The following is a 14,685-nucleotide window of genomic DNA, read 5'->3' on the forward strand; positions in this document are numbered from 1 at the left end:
GGACCCGGTCACCTTCGGGCAGGTCGTGCAGCAGAAGCGGGTGCTCGACGGCCGCAACGCCCTGGACCGGGAGGCCTGGACCGCCGCCGGCTGGACCCACCGCGCCCTCGGCCGCCGCGCCGGCTGACGGCCCCTTCCCGTCCCGCCGCCCACCGGCGTGCGGCGGGTCCCGCAGTGCTGCGCCCCGGCACCACCGCGTCACCGCACTGCGTCACGGCACCACCGCGTCACCGCACCGCGGCACCGGGGACACCGGTGCTCGACACACACGCCGAGGAGATGCTGATGCTGGACACGACCACGCGGGTGGTCAGCCGCGCCAAGCGGGAGGCGATCGCCCGGGTCCCGCCCATCCGGACCCTGGTCGAGCGTCGTCACGAGCGGCGGGTGCAGGAGTACGCCTCCTCCCTGCCGGCCCTCCCGGCCGACCGGCGCGCACTGCTGGACGACGTGCGGCGGGACGGCATCCGCCTGGTCGCGCTCGACGACCTGGGGCTCCCGCACAGCGGCGAGCTGTGGACCGGCCTGCTCGCGCTCAAGGAGCGGCTGGCGGCCAAGCCGGACACCGGCCAGGACACCACGCTGCTGTCCGTGGACGAGGTCCTCGAGGAGCCCGCCGTCTGGCGGTGGGGCCTCGCGCAGGAGCTGCTCGACGTGGTCGAGGTCCACCTCGGCCTGCCCGCGCGGTACTACGGCGCCGACCTGCGGCTGGAGCGGGCGACCTCCCGGGCCGTCGGCGTGCGCCAGTGGCACCGGGACCTCGAGGACCACCGGATGTTCAAGATCCTCGTCTGGCTGGACGACGTCGGCCCGGACGGGGGGCCCTTCGAGTACCTGGACCGGGTGCACACCGACCGGGTGACCCGGTCCCTGGGCTATGTGTCGGGCTTCGTCTCCGACCAGGAGATCGAGGGCCTCGTGCCCCGGTCGGAGTGGCGGCAGGCGACCGGGCCGGCCGGCACGTGCCTGCTCGTCGACACCCGCTCGCTGTTCCACCGGGCGATGCCCCCGCGCGTGCAGGACCGCTACTCGGTGACCTTCACCTACACCTCGCGCCGGCCGGTGACCACGCTGACCAAGCCCCCGGCGACGGCGCGGCAGCGGGCCGTCGTCCTGGAGGGGCTCGACGCCCGGCAGCGGGCCTGCCTCTCGCGGGACTTCACCGACTGACGCCGCAAACGCTGCCGGGACCGCGGTGCGGCGGTCCCGGCAGCGTCAGCTGGCGCCGCCGAAGAGGCTGGTGACCGAGCCGTCCTCGAAGACCTCCTTGATCGCCCGCGCCAGCAGCGGGGCGATCGAGAGGACGGTGAGCTTGTCGAACTGGCGGGCCGGCTCGATCGGCAGCGTGTTGGTGACGACGACCTCGCTGATCTTGCTGTTCTTCAGCCGGTCGACGGCCGGGCCGGAGAGGACGCCGTGCGTGGCGCAGACGATCACGTCGGCGGCACCGGCCTCGAACAGCGTCTCGGCGGCCTTCACGATCGTGCCGCCGGTGTCGATCATGTCGTCGACCAGGATGCAGACCCGGCCCTCGACGTTGCCGACCACGCGGTTGGCGACGACCTCGTTCGGCTTCATCGGGTCGCGGGTCTTGTGGATGAAGGCCAGCGGGACGCCGCCGAGCTTGTCGCTCCACCGCTCCGACACCCGCACACGGCCGGAGTCGGGCGAGACGACGGTGATGTCGCGGTCGCCCCAGCGCTCGCGCACGTGCGCGACCAGCAGGTCGAGGGCGAACAGGTGGTCGACCGGACCGTCGAAGAAGCCCTGGATCTGCGCGGTGTGCAGGTCGACGACCATCAGCCGGTCGGCGCCGGCGGTCTTGAACATGTCCGCCACCAGTCGGGCGGAGATGGGCTCGCGGCCGCGGTGCTTCTTGTCCTGCCGGGCGTAGGGGAAGAACGGCGCGACGACGGTGATCCGCTTGGCCGAGGCGCGCTTGAGCGCGTCGACCATGATCAGCTGCTCCATGAGCCAGGTGTTGATCGGCGCGGTGTGGCTCTGCACGACGAAGGCGTCGCAGCCGCGGACCGACTCCTCGAAGCGGACGAACAGCTCGCCGTTGGCGAACTCGTAGGCGGCCGTGGGGGTCGGCGTGACGCCGAGGTGCCCGGCGATCTCGGAGGCCAGCTCGGGGTACGCCCGGCCGGAGAAGAGCATCAGGCTCTTGCTGGTGGTCTGCCGGATCGCACTCATCGGCTCACTGCCTCACTGCTCGTGGGTGGCCTCGGGGTCCGCCGGCCGGTCCGGTGCGTCACCCGCGGGCCGGCTCCCGGCCGGGTCCTCGGCCGCTGCTGCTGTCGCTGCCGCCGCGGCCTGCGCGGCTGCGGAGCCCGGGCGACGGCGTCCCACCCAGCCTGCCACATTGCGCTGTCTGGCCCGCGCCACACCCATGGCCCCCGGCGGGACGTCCTGGGTGATCACCGAGCCCGCGGCCGTGTAGGCGCCGTCCCCGACGGTGACCGGCGCGACCAGCATCGTGTCCGATCCCACACGGACGGCGTCGCCGATCGTCGTGTGGTGCTTGGCCACGCCGTCGTAGTTGACGAAGACGGTCGCCGCACCGATGTTCGACCCGCGGCCGATCGTGGCGTCGCCGACGTAGGACAGGTGCGGCACCTTCGACCCCTCGCCGACGACGGCGTTCTTCGTCTCGACGAAGGCGCCCACCTTGGACCGGGCCGCCAGCCGGGTGCCCGGCCGCAGGTAGCTGAACGGCCCGACCTCCGCCCCCGCGCCGACCTCGGCGCCGGTGGCGTGCGTGCGCACCACGCTGGCGCCCTCCCCCACCGTGCAGTCGGTCAGGGTGGTGTCCGGGCCGACCACGGCGCCGGCCGCGACCGTCGTCGTCCCGTGCAGCTGGACGCCGGGCAGCAGCCGGGCCCCCGGCCGGACGGAGGCGGTGACGTCGACCCAGGTGGTGGCCGGGTCGACGACGGCGACGCCCGCGACCATGAGCGCGTCGAGCACGCGGTCGTTGAGGGTGCGCCGCCGCGCGGCGAGCTCCCGCTGGTCGTTGCAGCCGAGGACGTCGACCGGGTCCTCCGCCGCCACGGCGGCCACCGGGGCGCCGCCCTCGACCAGCGGCGCCAGCGCGTCGGTCAGGTACTGCTCGCCCTGGGCGTTGTCGGTGGACAGCCCGGCGAGGACCCGGCGCAGCGTGGCGGCGTTCGCGAGGTACACGCCGGCGTTGACCTCGCGGATCGCGCGCTGCTCCGCGGGCGCGTCCTTCTCCTCGACGATGGCCCGCGGCGCGCCGTCCTCCCCCCGCACGATCCGGCCGAGGCCGGTGGGGTCCCCGACCTCGGCGGTCAGCACGGTGAAGACGCTGCCGGCCTCGTGGTGGGCCGCCACGAGCGCGGCCAGGGTGCCGGTGGTGAGCAGCGGGGAGTCGCCGTTGACGACGAGCACCGGGCCCTCGAGATCGGGAACCGCCTCCAGCGCCACCTGCGCCGCGTGCCCCGACCCGCGCTGCTCCTCCTGCACGACGGCACGGGCGTCCGGCGCGACGGCGGCCAGGTGCTCCTCGACCGCCTCGCGGCCGGACCCGACGACGACCAGCGTGGTGCCCGCCGCCAGCGGCGCGGTCGCGGCGAGGACGTGGCCGAGCATGCTGCGCCCGCCCAGCTCGTGCAGCACCTTCGGGGTGGTCGACCGCATCCGGGTCCCCTGACCGGCGGCGAGGACGACGACGGCGGCGACGGGCTGCTGCGGGCTCACGGATCTCCTCGACGACGGGTGCGACCGGGCGGGACGTTGCTGGGGGACTCGGACTCGAACCGAGACCTCCCGGCTCCAAAGGCCGGCGGGCTGCCGATTACCCCATCCCCCACCGCGCGCCGTCCCCGCACGGCGGCGCGTGGGACGAGCCTAGGGGGCGCACCGGAGGCGGGCACGGGAGCCGCCCGGGCGGCGTCTCCCCCTCGGGGAGCGGTCCTCCCTACGGTGACGTAGGTTACGGCCCCGTAGCCGCCGGACGTCGACCGCGGCCCCGCGACGGACGATCCCTGGAGGCCACGTGTCCGCTCCTTCCCTCACCCGGCCGGCGGCTTTCCGTCCCGCAGACCCGGACAAGGGCCTGCCGCCCAACGCGCTGGGCAAGGCGAAGGGGAACCTGGAGCAGCTCACGCTCTACGTGTTCGTCGTCGTGCCGTTCCTCGCGCTGGCCGCCGTCGTGCCGGCGGTGTGGGGCTGGGGGCTGTCCTGGCTGGACGTCGGGTTGGCCGTCGGTTTCTACTTCCTCACCCTGCTCGGGGTGACCGTCGGCTACCACCGGTACTTCACGCACGGCTCGTTCAAGGCCCGCCGCCCGCTGCGGATCGCGCTGGCCGTCGTCGGCTGCATGGCCGTCCAGGGCCCGGTGGTGCAGTGGGTGGCCGACCACCGCCGGCACCACGCCTTCTCCGACCGCGAGGGCGACCCGCACTCGCCGTGGCGGTACGGCACCGACACCCGCGCGTTGCTCAAGGGCATGTGGCACGCCCACCTCGGCTGGCTGTTCGACCGGCGCCAGACCAACGCCGAGCGGTACGCCCCCGACCTGCTCAAGGACCGCGGCCTGCGGATCACCAGCCGGCTGTTCATCCTCTGGGCGTTCCTGAGCCTGGCCGTCCCGACGGCGGTCGGCGGACTGGTGACCGGCAGCTGGACGGGCGCGTGGACGGCGTTCTTCTGGGCCGGGCTGGTGCGCGTGGCGCTGCTGCACCACGTGACCTGGTCGATCAACTCGATCTGCCACGTGGTGGGCAGCCGGCCCTTCGCCTCGCGGGACCGCGCCACCAACTTCTGGCCGCTGGCCGTGCTCAGCGCCGGCGAGTCCTGGCACAACCTGCACCACGCCGACCCGACCTGCGCCCGGCACGGCGTGCTGCGCGGTCAGGTCGACATCAGCGCCCGGGTGATCTGGGTGTTCGAGAAGCTCGGCTGGGCGCACTCGGTCAAGTGGCCCGACCCGGTCCGGCTGGCGGCCAAGCGGCGGGTCCCGGCCGCCGGCGCCGCGGCGTCCTGACCGCGGGCCCGCCCCGGCGACGAGCGCGGATGGACCGCTCCCAGCGGCGCGAGCAGCTGGTGGCGGTCGGCCGGGAGGTGTTCGCGCAGCGCGGCTACGCGGCCACCTCGATCGAGGAGCTGGCCGCCCGCGCCGACGTGAGCAAGCCGGTCCTCTACGAGCACTTCGGCGGCAAGGAGGGCCTCTACGCCGCGGTCGTCGACCGGGAGATGGCGCAGGTGCTCGAGCGGTTCACCTCGGCCCTGGCCGCCGGCGGCAGCCCGCGGGCGCTGCTGGAGCGGGCGGCGCTGGCGCTGCTGGACTACGTCGAGGAGGACACCGACGGCTTCCGCGTGCTGTCCCGCGACTCCCCCGGCTCGTACTCGTCGCTGATCGGCGAGCTGGCCCGCCGGGTCGAGCACCTGCTCGGCGAGCAGTTCGGCGCGCGCGGCTACGACCCGCGGCTGGCCGCGCTCTACAGCCAGGCGCTGGTCGGGATGGTCGCGCAGGTGGGCCACTGGTGGCTGGGGACCCGCTCGCCGGGCAAGGCGGAGGTGGCGGCCCGGCTGGTGGACCTCGCCTTCCACGGGCTCGCGCACCTGGACCCCGCCCCGGCGCTGCGGCACCGGGGCGGCTGAGCTCAGCCGACCAGCCGGGCCCCGGGCACCGGCCCGTGCACCACCCGGACGGTGCGGAACAGACCCTCCCCCGCCAGGACGGCGGCCAGCCGCACCGCCGCGTCCTCGTCGGCGGCCAGCGCGGCCACGGTCGGGCCCGACCCGCTGACCACCGCGGCGGCGGCGCCGGCGTCGACGGCCCCCCGCAGGGCGCGGCGCAGCGCCGGGCGCAGCGAGACCGCGGCCGCCTGCAGGTCGTTGGCCAGCGCCGCGGCGAGGGCGTCCACCGGGCCGCTGCGCAGGGCGGCGACCACCGGCTCGGGCGAGGGGAACGTGGCGCCGCCGGGCACCCGGCCCTCGGCGCGCAGCCGGTCGAGCTCCGCGTAGACGGCCGGCGTCGACAGCCCGCCCTCGGCGATGCCGAGCACCCAGTGCGACGGCCGCCGGGCGAGGACGGGGGTGAGCCGCTCCCCGCGGCCGTTGCCCAGCGCGACCCCGCCGGCCAGGGAGAACGGCACGTCGCTGCCCAGCTGCGCGGCCAGGGCGGTGAGGTCGCCGCGGGTGGCCCGGGTGCCCCACAGCGCGTCGAGGGCGACCAGCGCGGCCGCGGCGTCGGCACTGCCGCCGGCCAGCCCCGCGGCGGCCGGGATGGCCTTGTCGACGGCGATGGCGGCGTCGGCGGCGACCCCGGCGTGCTCGGCGAGCAGTTCGGCGGCCCGCCAGACGAGGTTGCGCCGGTCGGTGGGCACCGGGTCGGGGCCGCCGGCGCCCTCGCCGGTCACCGTGACCGACAGCCCCTCGCCGGGGCGCACGGTCACCGTGTCGAGCAGCGACACGGCCAGGTAGACCGTCTGCAGGTCGTGGAAGCCGTCCTCGCGCAGCGGGCCGACCGCCAGCGACACGTTGACCTTGGCGGGGGCGTGCGCGGCCACGGAGCCGTCGCCGCGGGTGTGGCCGGGACCGCCCGGCGAGGACCAGCTCACGGCGCGGTCGCCGCCAGCCGGGCGAAGTCGGTCACCGACAGCTGCTCGCCGCGGGTCGCGGGGTCGATGCCCGCCGCGCGCAGCCGGGCCTCCGCGGCGGCGGGGCTGCCCGCCCAGCGGGCCAGCGCCGCGCGCAGGCCCTTGCGGCGCATCGCGAACGCGGCGTCGACGACGGCGAAGGTGGCGGCGCGGTCGCCGGGCGGCGGGTCGTGCCGGTCGAGCGCGACCAGCCCGGAGTCCACGTTGGGCTCGGGCCAGAACACGCGGCGGCCGACGTTCCCGGCCCGCCGGGCGGTGCCGTACCAGGCCGCCTTCACCGACGGCACCCCGTAGGCGGCCCCGCCCGGCGGGGCGGCCAGCCGCTCGGCCACCTCCGCCTGGACGAGCACCAGCGCCCGGCGCAGGGAGGGCAGCAGCTCGAGCAGGTGCAGCAGGACGGGCACGGCCACGTTGTACGGCAGGTTGGCCACCAGCGCCGTCGGAGGCGGCCCGGGCAGCTCGGTGACCCGCAGCGCGTCGGCCTCGACGACGGTCAGCCGGCCGGCGAGGTCGGGCCGGCGGGCGGCCACCGTGGCCGGCAGGAGGGCGGCCAGCCGCGGGTCGATCTCGACCGCGGTGACCGCGGCGGCGGCCGGCAGCAGGCCCAGGGTCAGCGAGCCCAAACCCGGCCCGACCTCGAGCACGACGTCGTCGGGCCGCAGCTCGGCGGTGCGCACGATCCGGCGGATGGTGTTCGCGTCGTGCAGGAAGTTCTGCCCGAGGGTCTTGGTCGGGCGCAGGTCGAGCTGCTGGGCCAGCTCGCGGATCGCGGCCGGGCCCAGCAGCCCGTCGGCCTGCTCGGGAGGTGTGCTCAGCGGGGGGTTCTCCGGGGGATCAGAGGTAGCGACCGCAGTGCGGCCACGGCGAGGCGCCGCGGGCGGCGTAGAGCCGCTCGCCGATGTCGATCTGCTGCTCCCGGGAGGCCTGGTGCGGGTACTGGGCGTACTGGCCGCCACCGTTGGCCAGCCAGGTGCTCTGGTTGAACTGCAGCCCGCCGTAGTAGCCGTTGCCGGTGTTGATCGACCAGTTGCCCCCGGCCTCGCACCGCGCCAGCGCGTCCCAGTCCAGGCCGCTGGTGGAGGGCTCCGGGGCCGGGCGCTCCTTCGTGCCGACGCTGACCAGCTCGTCGACCGCCGGGCGGGTGACCGCGGTGTTCAGCTGCTCGCGGGCGGTCTCGACGCCGTCGGTGACGGTCACGCGGAAGGTGGTGGCCTGCTCGCCGTCGACGCCGGGCTGGGTGACGGTCTCGTCGCCCTCGAAGACGTTCGGGTCGTCGGTGCGGACCGTCTGGTGCGGGATCGGGGTGGTGACCACCTGCTCGGTCACCTGCACACGGTAGACCTGCAGCCGCATGGCGTTGAGCAGCGGCTGGGTCGCGAACAGGCTCGTCCGGTCGTGCTCGCCGAGGGTCACGCCCTGCTCGGCGAGCAGTGCGCCGGCGGTGGCCGCGGTGGTGGTGACCACGTGGGTGGCGCCGTCGACGACGAGCGTGACGGCCTTCGGCGTGGTGATCGACAGCGCCATGCCGTCGAGCGGGAGCCGCTCGCTGCGGCTGGCCGACAGCACCATGTCCTCGGCGCGGTAGCCGAGCTGGTCGAGGGCCTCGTCCACCGACAGCGCGGTCACGTAGACCTCGCGGGTGACGCCGTCGACGGTGAGCTGCAGCGGCCGGGCGCGGTTGACCACGACCGTGTCGCCGTCGGCCACCGCGGCCGCGGGCCGCGGGAGGACGACGTCGTGCGACTGCGTCTGCAGGCCCTCCTCCTCGAGGACCTCCCCGACGGTGTCGGCGTAGGTGCTGACCTCGCGGGCCTGCCCGTCGACGGTGAGCGTGAGCGACTTCTGGGCGGTGAACCAGGCCACGGACCCGCCGACCAGCCCGAGCAGGACCAGGGCGAACAGGGCGAGCTTCAGCGTTCGGGGCACGACACTTCCACGGGGTCGAGGGACCGGGCAGGGGGTCGCACACCCGAGCGGCAGCCGACAGCGCAGGGGTTCCCGGGACCGTCGGACGCCGTCCGGCGATCCCACCCCGGCTGTCAGTCACGACACGATAACGAGTGCGCCACGTCTAGCAACGGTGCGCAGGAAGTGAACCAGAGGGACGACACGTCGACATGCAGCCGCGCCGACACGCACTGTCACGGACGCGCCGCACGTGACAGCCGTGACGGACGCGGTGCGTGGGATCAGGCGGTGACCGACGTCACGGTGTGGCCGGTCCCCCGATCGGGCACCGGGGTGGGTCTCAGCCGGCGAGCGCCCGCTCGTCCGCCCGCACCGGGCGCAGCCAGGTGAGCAGGAAACCGGCGACGGCGAGGCCAGCGGCCAGGCCCGCGAAACCACCGGCGACCAGCGCGACCGGCAGCAGGTCGACGTTCTCGGTGACCCGGTCACCGAGGTCGATGCCGGCGACCAGCAGCAGGGTGCCGAGGGGCAGCAGCGCGAGCACGCTCGTCGCCGCGGTGACCAGGTGCGCGGTCCAGGTGCGCAGCGCCTCGTCGACGGGCACGTCGGCGCCCTCGGCGGGCAGCGGGCGGACGAGGACGCGGAGCAGCGCCGTCTCGGCCAGCAGCCAGGCCACGAGCGGGACCAGCAGCGCGACCCAGGCGACGGTGTCGGCGAGGTCCCCGCGCCGCCACATCCAGACGGTCACGAGGACCTCCGCGAGCACGACGGCACGCGTGGTCCACAGCAGCCACGGCGAGACCTGCTCGCCGCGCCGGGGCCGGCGGGCGGGGTCGGACATCCGCCAGCGCGGCCGCGGGCGGGTCGCCTCCGCGAGCAGCACGCCGGCGAGCAGGCCGACGACGAGGGCGGGCAGCCACAGGAACACCGACGCCTCGGCGAACATCACGACGCTGGCGACGATCCCCACGACACCGAGGAGCAGCCCGAGCCGGCGCACGCGGCGGCCGTGCTGCGCCTGCCGCTGCAGCGTGGCGACGCCCTCCGGGGTGGGCGTGGAGAAGTCGATCGCGGCGGACGCGACGGCGCGGCGGCCCGCCGCCAGGGCCCACGCGCGGGCGAGCAGCACACCGGGCACCAGGACGGCGATGAACAGCACGACGGCGATGAGGCGACCCACGCGACCAGTGTGCATCGCCGGGGCGGTCAGCCGCCCCGGTCGGGCTCCCAGGTTCCGAAGACCCGCTCGGCGGTCCGGGTCAGGGCGTCGCAGAGCTGCACGAGGTCCACGCCGGTGACCTCGGCCAGTGCCCGGACGGTGTGCGGCACCAGGCGCGAGGCGTTGGGCCGGCCGCGGTACGGCACCGGCGTGAGGAAGGGCGAGTCGGTCTCGACGAGCAGCTGGTCCAGCGGCGTGAGCGCGGCGGCCTCGCGGAGGTAGCCGGCGTTGCCGAAGGTCAGCGTGCCGGCGAAGGACAGCACGAAGCCCCGCTCGACGCAGGCCTTCGCGAACGCCGCGTCGCCGGAGAAGCAGTGCATGACCACGTGCTCCGGCGCGCCCTCGTCGTCGACGACCCGCAGCACCTCCTCGTGCGCGTCCCGGTCGTGGACGACCAGCGCGACCCCGTGCTCCTTCGCGATCCTGACGTGCGCCCGGAAGGAGGCCTCCTGCGCCGCCCAGCCCTCGGGCCCGGTGCGGAAGCGGTCCAGCCCGGTCTCCCCCACCGCGCGCACCCGCGGCAGCGCCGCCAGCCGGTCGATCTCGGCCAGCGCGTCGTCGTCGGCGGCGCCCTCCCCGGCCTCGTTGGGGTGGACGGCGACGGCGGCCAGCACGCCGGGGTGCCGGGCCGCCAGCTCCGCCGCCCACCGCGAGGAGGGCACGTCGACGCCGACCTGCACCAGCCGCGGGACCCCCACCGCGGCCGCCGCGGCGATCTCGGCGTCCACCGCGCCGTCGTCCGCGGGCTCGTCGGTGCGGAAGCCGTTGAGGACGATGTCGAGGTGCGTGTGGCTGTCGACCGCCGGCGCCGGCAGCGGCTCCGGGGACGGCGGCGGCTCGCCCCGCCGGTTCGCGCGGGACGCGGCCGAGCGACTCACTTCGTCCCGTCCTCCAGCCGGGCCAGCTCCTCGGCCACGATCGACTCGTCGAGCTTGCGGAACACCGGGGTGGGCGGGGAGAGCGGCGTGCCCGGCGGCAGCGGGCGGGAGGCCCACACCGCCTGCGCGTCGCCGTAGTCACCGGTGATGACCGGGTAGGGCGAGCCGTCGTCGAGGTCGGTGACCTCCTCCACGCGCGGCGCCGGCGACCAGACGCCGGTGCCGCCGAGCAGCTCGTGCACCTTCTGCGCCGAGTGCGGGAGGAACGGCGTGAGCAGCGCGTTGCAGTCGCTGACCGCCTGCAGCGCGGTGTGCAGCACGGTGTCCCGGCGGGCCGGGTCCTCCTTGAGCTTCCACGGCGCCTGGTCGGACAGGTACTTGTTGGCCTCGCCGACCACCCGCATGGCCTCGGTGGCCGCGGCCTTCTGCCGGTTGCGGGCCAGCAGGTCGCCGATCGGCCCGAACGCCGACGACGTCGAGGCCAGCAGCGCCCGGTCGGCGTCGGTCAGCTCGCCCGGCGTCGGGACGGCGCCGACGTTCTTCGCCGCCATCGACACCGTGCGGTTGACCAGGTTGCCCCAGCCGGCGACGAGCTCGTCGTTGTTGCGCCGCAGGAACTCCGCCCAGGTGAAGTCGGTGTCCTGCGTCTCCGGGCCGGCGACGGCGACGAAGTAGCGCAGCGCGTCGGCGTCGTAGCGGGCGAGGAAGTCGCGGACGTAGATGACCACCTGGCGGCTGCTGGAGAACTTGCGGCCCTCCATGGTGAGGAACTCGCTGGAGACCACCTCGGTGGGCAGGGCCAGCCGGCCGAGCGAGCCGGGGCTGCCGCCCCTGTCGCCCTCGCCGTTGTAGCCCTGCAGCTGCGCGGGCCAGATCTCGGCGTGGAAGACGATGTTGTCCTTGCCCATGAAGTAGTAGGCGTCGGCGTCGGGCGACTGCCACCACTGGCGCCAGGCGTCGGCGTCGCCGGAGCGGCGGGCCCACTCGATGGACGCCGACAGGTAGCCGACGACGGCGTCGAACCAGACGTAGATGCGCTTGTCGGGCCGGTCGCGCCAGCCGTCGAGCGGGATGGGGACGCCCCAGTCGATGTCGCGGGTGTAGCTGCGCGGCTTGAGGTCCTCGAGCAGGTTCTTGGCGAAGTTGAGCACGTTGGGCCGCCAGCCCCGGCGGCTGTCGAGCCAGTCGCCGAGGGAGCGGGTGAAGGCGGGCAGGTCGAGGAAGTAGTGCTCGCTCTCGACGAAGCGCGGCGTCTCGCCGTTGATCCGGCTGACCGGGTTGATGAGGTCGGTCGGGTCCAGCTGGTTGCCGCAGTTGTCGCACTGGTCGCCGCGGGCGCCGTCGTAGCCGCAGATCGGACAGGTGCCCTCGATGTAGCGGTCGGGCAGCGTGCGGCCGGTGGAGGGGCTGATCGCGCCGAGCGTCGTCTGCGGGAAGACGTACCCGTTCTTGAGCAGGCCGAGGAAGATCTCCTGGCTCACCTGCGCGTGGTTGACCGTGGTGGTGCGGGTGAACAGGTCGTAGCTCAGGCCCAGCGCCTGCAGGTCGCCGACGATGATCCGGTTGTTGCGGTCGGCGATCTCGCGCGGGGTCACCCCCTCCGCGTCGGCGGCGACGGTGATCGGTGTCCCGTGCTCGTCGGTGCCGCTCACCATGAGCACCCGGTCGCCGGCCATCCGGTGGTAGCGGCTGAAGACGTCGGAGGGGACGCCGAAGCCGGAGACGTGGCCGATGTGCCGCGGGCCGTTGGCGTAGGGCCAGGCCACGGCGGTCAGGATGTGCCGATCACTCACGACACCGAGGGTAGTGAGCGGCTGCTGCCCGCCTCGTCAGTGACCGGCGACGGTGCTCGCGGGCGGGAGCTCGCCGGCGACGGGCGTGGTCAGCGCGACGGCGCCGAGGGCGAGCCCGATCACCGCGACGGTGGCCAGGCGCAGCCGCGGGTGGCGGGCCGGGGCGGCCGGGCGGGTGCGCGGCGGGACCGCGGCGGCCCAGGCGAGGGTGGCCGGCGCCGAGGTGAGCAGCAGCTTGCCGACCGGCACCGCCAGGGCGAGCAGCGCGACGGCCGGCAGCGGCAGCGTCGTCGGCAGGTCGCCGACCAGCGGGGTGACCTGGCTGACGACGAGCAGGACCACCACGCCCGCCGCCTCGGCGCAGGCCAGGCCGTTCACGAGCCGCCGTCCGCCCTCCAGGGCCGCCAGGCCGCTGCCCGCGCACAGCACGATCCAGCCGGCCAGCCCGCCGAGCACCACGACGACGACCGGCGCCGGCGGCCGGGACGCGGCGGAGAACAGCCCGTCGAGCCCGGTCAGCCCGGCCGCGAGCAGCGCCGCGGCCTCCAACCAGCAGACGGCGGCCAGCGCGAGCACGGCCGCCGGCCACCGCCGGGGCACGGACGGCACGGGTGCGGGGAGGGGTGCGTCGAGGACGCTGGTCGCCACGGGTCTGCTCCTGGCCGGGGACGTCGGTCACCGGTCAGGTCGTCCCGCGCGGGCCGGCGCAGGAGGGACGGCGGAGTCCTCCTCACCCCCGGGGGTGAGGAGTCAGAGGCGCTTGCCGGTCTCCTCCGCCCGGGCTGAGCCGGTGGCGAAGCGGCTGCGCTGTCGTCCGTAGACGAAGTACATGAGGACGCCGACGGCCATCCAGACGAGGAACCGCAGCCAGGTCTCGGTGGGCAGGTTGGCCATGAGCCACAGGCTGGCCAGCGCCGACACGATCGGCAGCAGCGGCACCAGGGGCACGCGGAACGAGCGGGGCAGCTCCGGGCGGGTGCGCCGCAGGATCCACACGCCGATGGAGACGAGGAAGAAGGCGAACAGGGTCCCGATGTTCACCAGCTCGGCCAGCTCGGAGAGCGGCACCAGCCCGGCCAGGACGGCGACGACGATCCCGGTGCCGATGGTGATCTTGTAAGGCGTGCCGTACCGGGGGTGCACGGTCCCGATCGACCGTGGGAGCAGTGCGTCGCGACTCATCGCGAACAGCACCCGCGACTGGCCGAGCATCAGGATCATCACCACGGACGTGAGTCCGGCGAGCGCGCCCAGCGAGATGATGCTCGAGAAGAAGGTGAGCCCGTTCGCGGCGAACGCCCCGGCGAGCGGCGCGCTCTCGCTGAGCTCCGTGTAGTTCTGCATGCCGACGACCACCAGCGAGACGGCGACGTAGAGCAGCGTGCAGATGGCCAGCGAGCCGATGATGCCGCGGGGCAGGTCGCGGGCCGGGTTGCGGGTCTCCTCGGCGGCGGTGGCCACGATGTCGAAGCCGATGAAGGCGAAGAACACGATGGCCGCGCCGGCCAGGACGCCGCCCCAGCCGAAGGTGCCCTGGCTGAAGCCGGTGAGCACCGAGATGAGCGGGGTGTCCAGCCAGCTCTCGCCACCGCCGGCCGCGTTCTCGGCGGGCGGCACGAACGGCGAGTAGTTGTCGGCGACGAGGTAGAACGCGCCGACCACGATCACCAGCAGGACGACGGCCAGCTTGATGGCCACGATCACCGCGGTGACCCGCGAGGACAGCTTGATGCCGAGCACGAGGACGGCGGTCATCGCCAGCACGATCACGATCGCCGGGACGTTGAACGACGCCGTCTCCCCCGCGATCGACGTCGGGAGTGCCAGGCCGACGTCGTCCAGGAGCTGGTTGAGGTAGCCCGACCAGCCCACGGCGACCGTGGCCGCTCCCAGCGCCAGCTCGAGGACGAGGTCCCAGCCGATGATCCAGGCGATGAACTCGCCGAAGGTCGCGTAGGAGAAGGTGTACGCCGAGCCGGCCACCGGGACGGTGGAGGCGAACTCGGCGTAGCAGAGCGCGGCCAGCCCGCAGACGACGCCGGCGATGACGAAGGAGATCGCCACCGCGGGTCCGGCCTGGCTGCGCGCGACCACCCCGGTGAGCACGAAGATCCCCGTGCCGATGATCACCCCGACGCCGAAGACCGCCAGGTCCAGGCCGGAGAGGTTCTTCTTGAGCCGGTGTTCGGGTTCGTCGGTGTCGCGGATGGACTCCTCGACGGACTTGACCCGGCGCGAGTCTGCGGCCACGGCGTCCTCCT

The 14,685-nt window shown here is 74.6% G+C and carries 13 protein-coding genes and 1 tRNA gene; 3 read left to right on the forward strand and 11 right to left on the reverse strand.

The annotated features are described in order from the left end of the window. Window positions 1-285: 285 nt before the first annotated feature. Entirely contained in the window at window positions 286-1,170 is an 885-nt protein-coding gene (locus ACI798_RS15765; protein ID WP_456941737.1) for a hypothetical protein, read from the forward strand. Window positions 1,171-1,215: 45 nt separating this feature from the next. Here ACI798_RS15765 and ACI798_RS15770 read toward each other — a convergent pair whose 3' ends face one another. The 3 genes from ACI798_RS15770 to ACI798_RS15780 form a co-directional block, all read right to left on the reverse strand. Then, window positions 1,216-2,196, reverse strand: coding sequence for a ribose-phosphate diphosphokinase (locus ACI798_RS15770; protein WP_456941738.1), 981 nt, complete (start codon window positions 2,194-2,196; stop codon window positions 1,216-1,218). Between the two features lie 12 nt (window positions 2,197-2,208). Next, entirely contained in the window at window positions 2,209-3,720 is a 1,512-nt protein-coding gene (glmU, locus tag ACI798_RS15775; protein ID WP_457048355.1) for a bifunctional UDP-N-acetylglucosamine diphosphorylase/glucosamine-1-phosphate N-acetyltransferase GlmU, read from the reverse strand. A gap of 39 nt (window positions 3,721-3,759) precedes the next feature. Further along, window positions 3,760-3,832: transfer RNA gene (locus tag ACI798_RS15780), tRNA-Gln, on the reverse strand. A 186-nt stretch (window positions 3,833-4,018) separates the two neighbouring features. Here ACI798_RS15780 and ACI798_RS15785 point away from each other — a divergent pair. Together ACI798_RS15785 and ACI798_RS15790 are read left to right on the forward strand one after the other, a co-directional pair. After that, a complete protein-coding gene (locus ACI798_RS15785; protein WP_456941740.1) occupies window positions 4,019-5,008 on the forward strand; it encodes an acyl-CoA desaturase in 990 nt (329 codons plus the stop codon). Window positions 5,009-5,037: 29 nt separating this feature from the next. Continuing rightward, on the forward strand, window positions 5,038-5,625 hold the full coding sequence (locus ACI798_RS15790; protein ID WP_456941741.1) for a TetR family transcriptional regulator: 588 nt from the start codon (window positions 5,038-5,040) through the stop codon (window positions 5,623-5,625). 2 nt (window positions 5,626-5,627) lie between these two features. Here ACI798_RS15790 and ACI798_RS15795 read toward each other — a convergent pair whose 3' ends face one another. The 8 genes from ACI798_RS15795 to ACI798_RS15830 all read right to left on the reverse strand — a co-directional run bounded on the left by ACI798_RS15795 (window position 5,628) and on the right by ACI798_RS15830 (window position 14,674). Further along, window positions 5,628-6,587 (reverse strand): 4-(cytidine 5'-diphospho)-2-C-methyl-D-erythritol kinase, encoded by a 960-nt coding sequence (locus ACI798_RS15795; protein ID WP_456941742.1) that lies wholly within the window; start codon window positions 6,585-6,587, stop codon window positions 5,628-5,630. Then, entirely contained in the window at window positions 6,584-7,441 is an 858-nt protein-coding gene (gene rsmA / locus ACI798_RS15800; protein WP_456941841.1) for a 16S rRNA (adenine(1518)-N(6)/adenine(1519)-N(6))-dimethyltransferase RsmA, read from the reverse strand. Before rsmA ends, ACI798_RS15795 begins: the two co-directional genes overlap by 4 nt. Before the next feature lie 19 nt (window positions 7,442-7,460). Further along, window positions 7,461-8,552: a transglycosylase family protein gene (locus tag ACI798_RS15805; protein WP_457048356.1), complete on the reverse strand. Its 1,092-nt coding sequence runs from the start codon at window positions 8,550-8,552 to the stop codon at window positions 7,461-7,463. Between the two features lie 322 nt (window positions 8,553-8,874). Next, the gene (locus ACI798_RS15810) at window positions 8,875-9,714 is read right to left on the reverse strand and encodes a hypothetical protein (RefSeq protein ID WP_456941744.1); all 840 of its coding nucleotides are present in this window, start codon (window positions 9,712-9,714) and stop codon (window positions 8,875-8,877) included. Between the two features lie 26 nt (window positions 9,715-9,740). After that, window positions 9,741-10,631, reverse strand: a complete 891-nt coding sequence (locus tag ACI798_RS15815; protein ID WP_456941745.1) for a TatD family hydrolase — start codon at window positions 10,629-10,631, stop codon at window positions 9,741-9,743. Further along, entirely contained in the window at window positions 10,628-12,424 is a 1,797-nt protein-coding gene (metG, locus tag ACI798_RS15820) for a methionine--tRNA ligase (RefSeq protein ID WP_456941746.1), read from the reverse strand. Before metG ends, ACI798_RS15815 begins: the two co-directional genes overlap by 4 nt. Window positions 12,425-12,460: 36 nt before the next feature. Then, entirely contained in the window at window positions 12,461-13,072 is a 612-nt protein-coding gene (locus ACI798_RS15825; protein ID WP_457048357.1) for a hypothetical protein, read from the reverse strand. A 102-nt stretch (window positions 13,073-13,174) separates the two neighbouring features. Continuing rightward, entirely contained in the window at window positions 13,175-14,674 is a 1,500-nt protein-coding gene (locus ACI798_RS15830; protein ID WP_457048358.1) for an amino acid permease, read from the reverse strand. Window positions 14,675-14,685: the final 11 nt, after the last annotated feature.

Source organism: Geodermatophilus sp. SYSU D01045 (assembly GCF_054050295.1).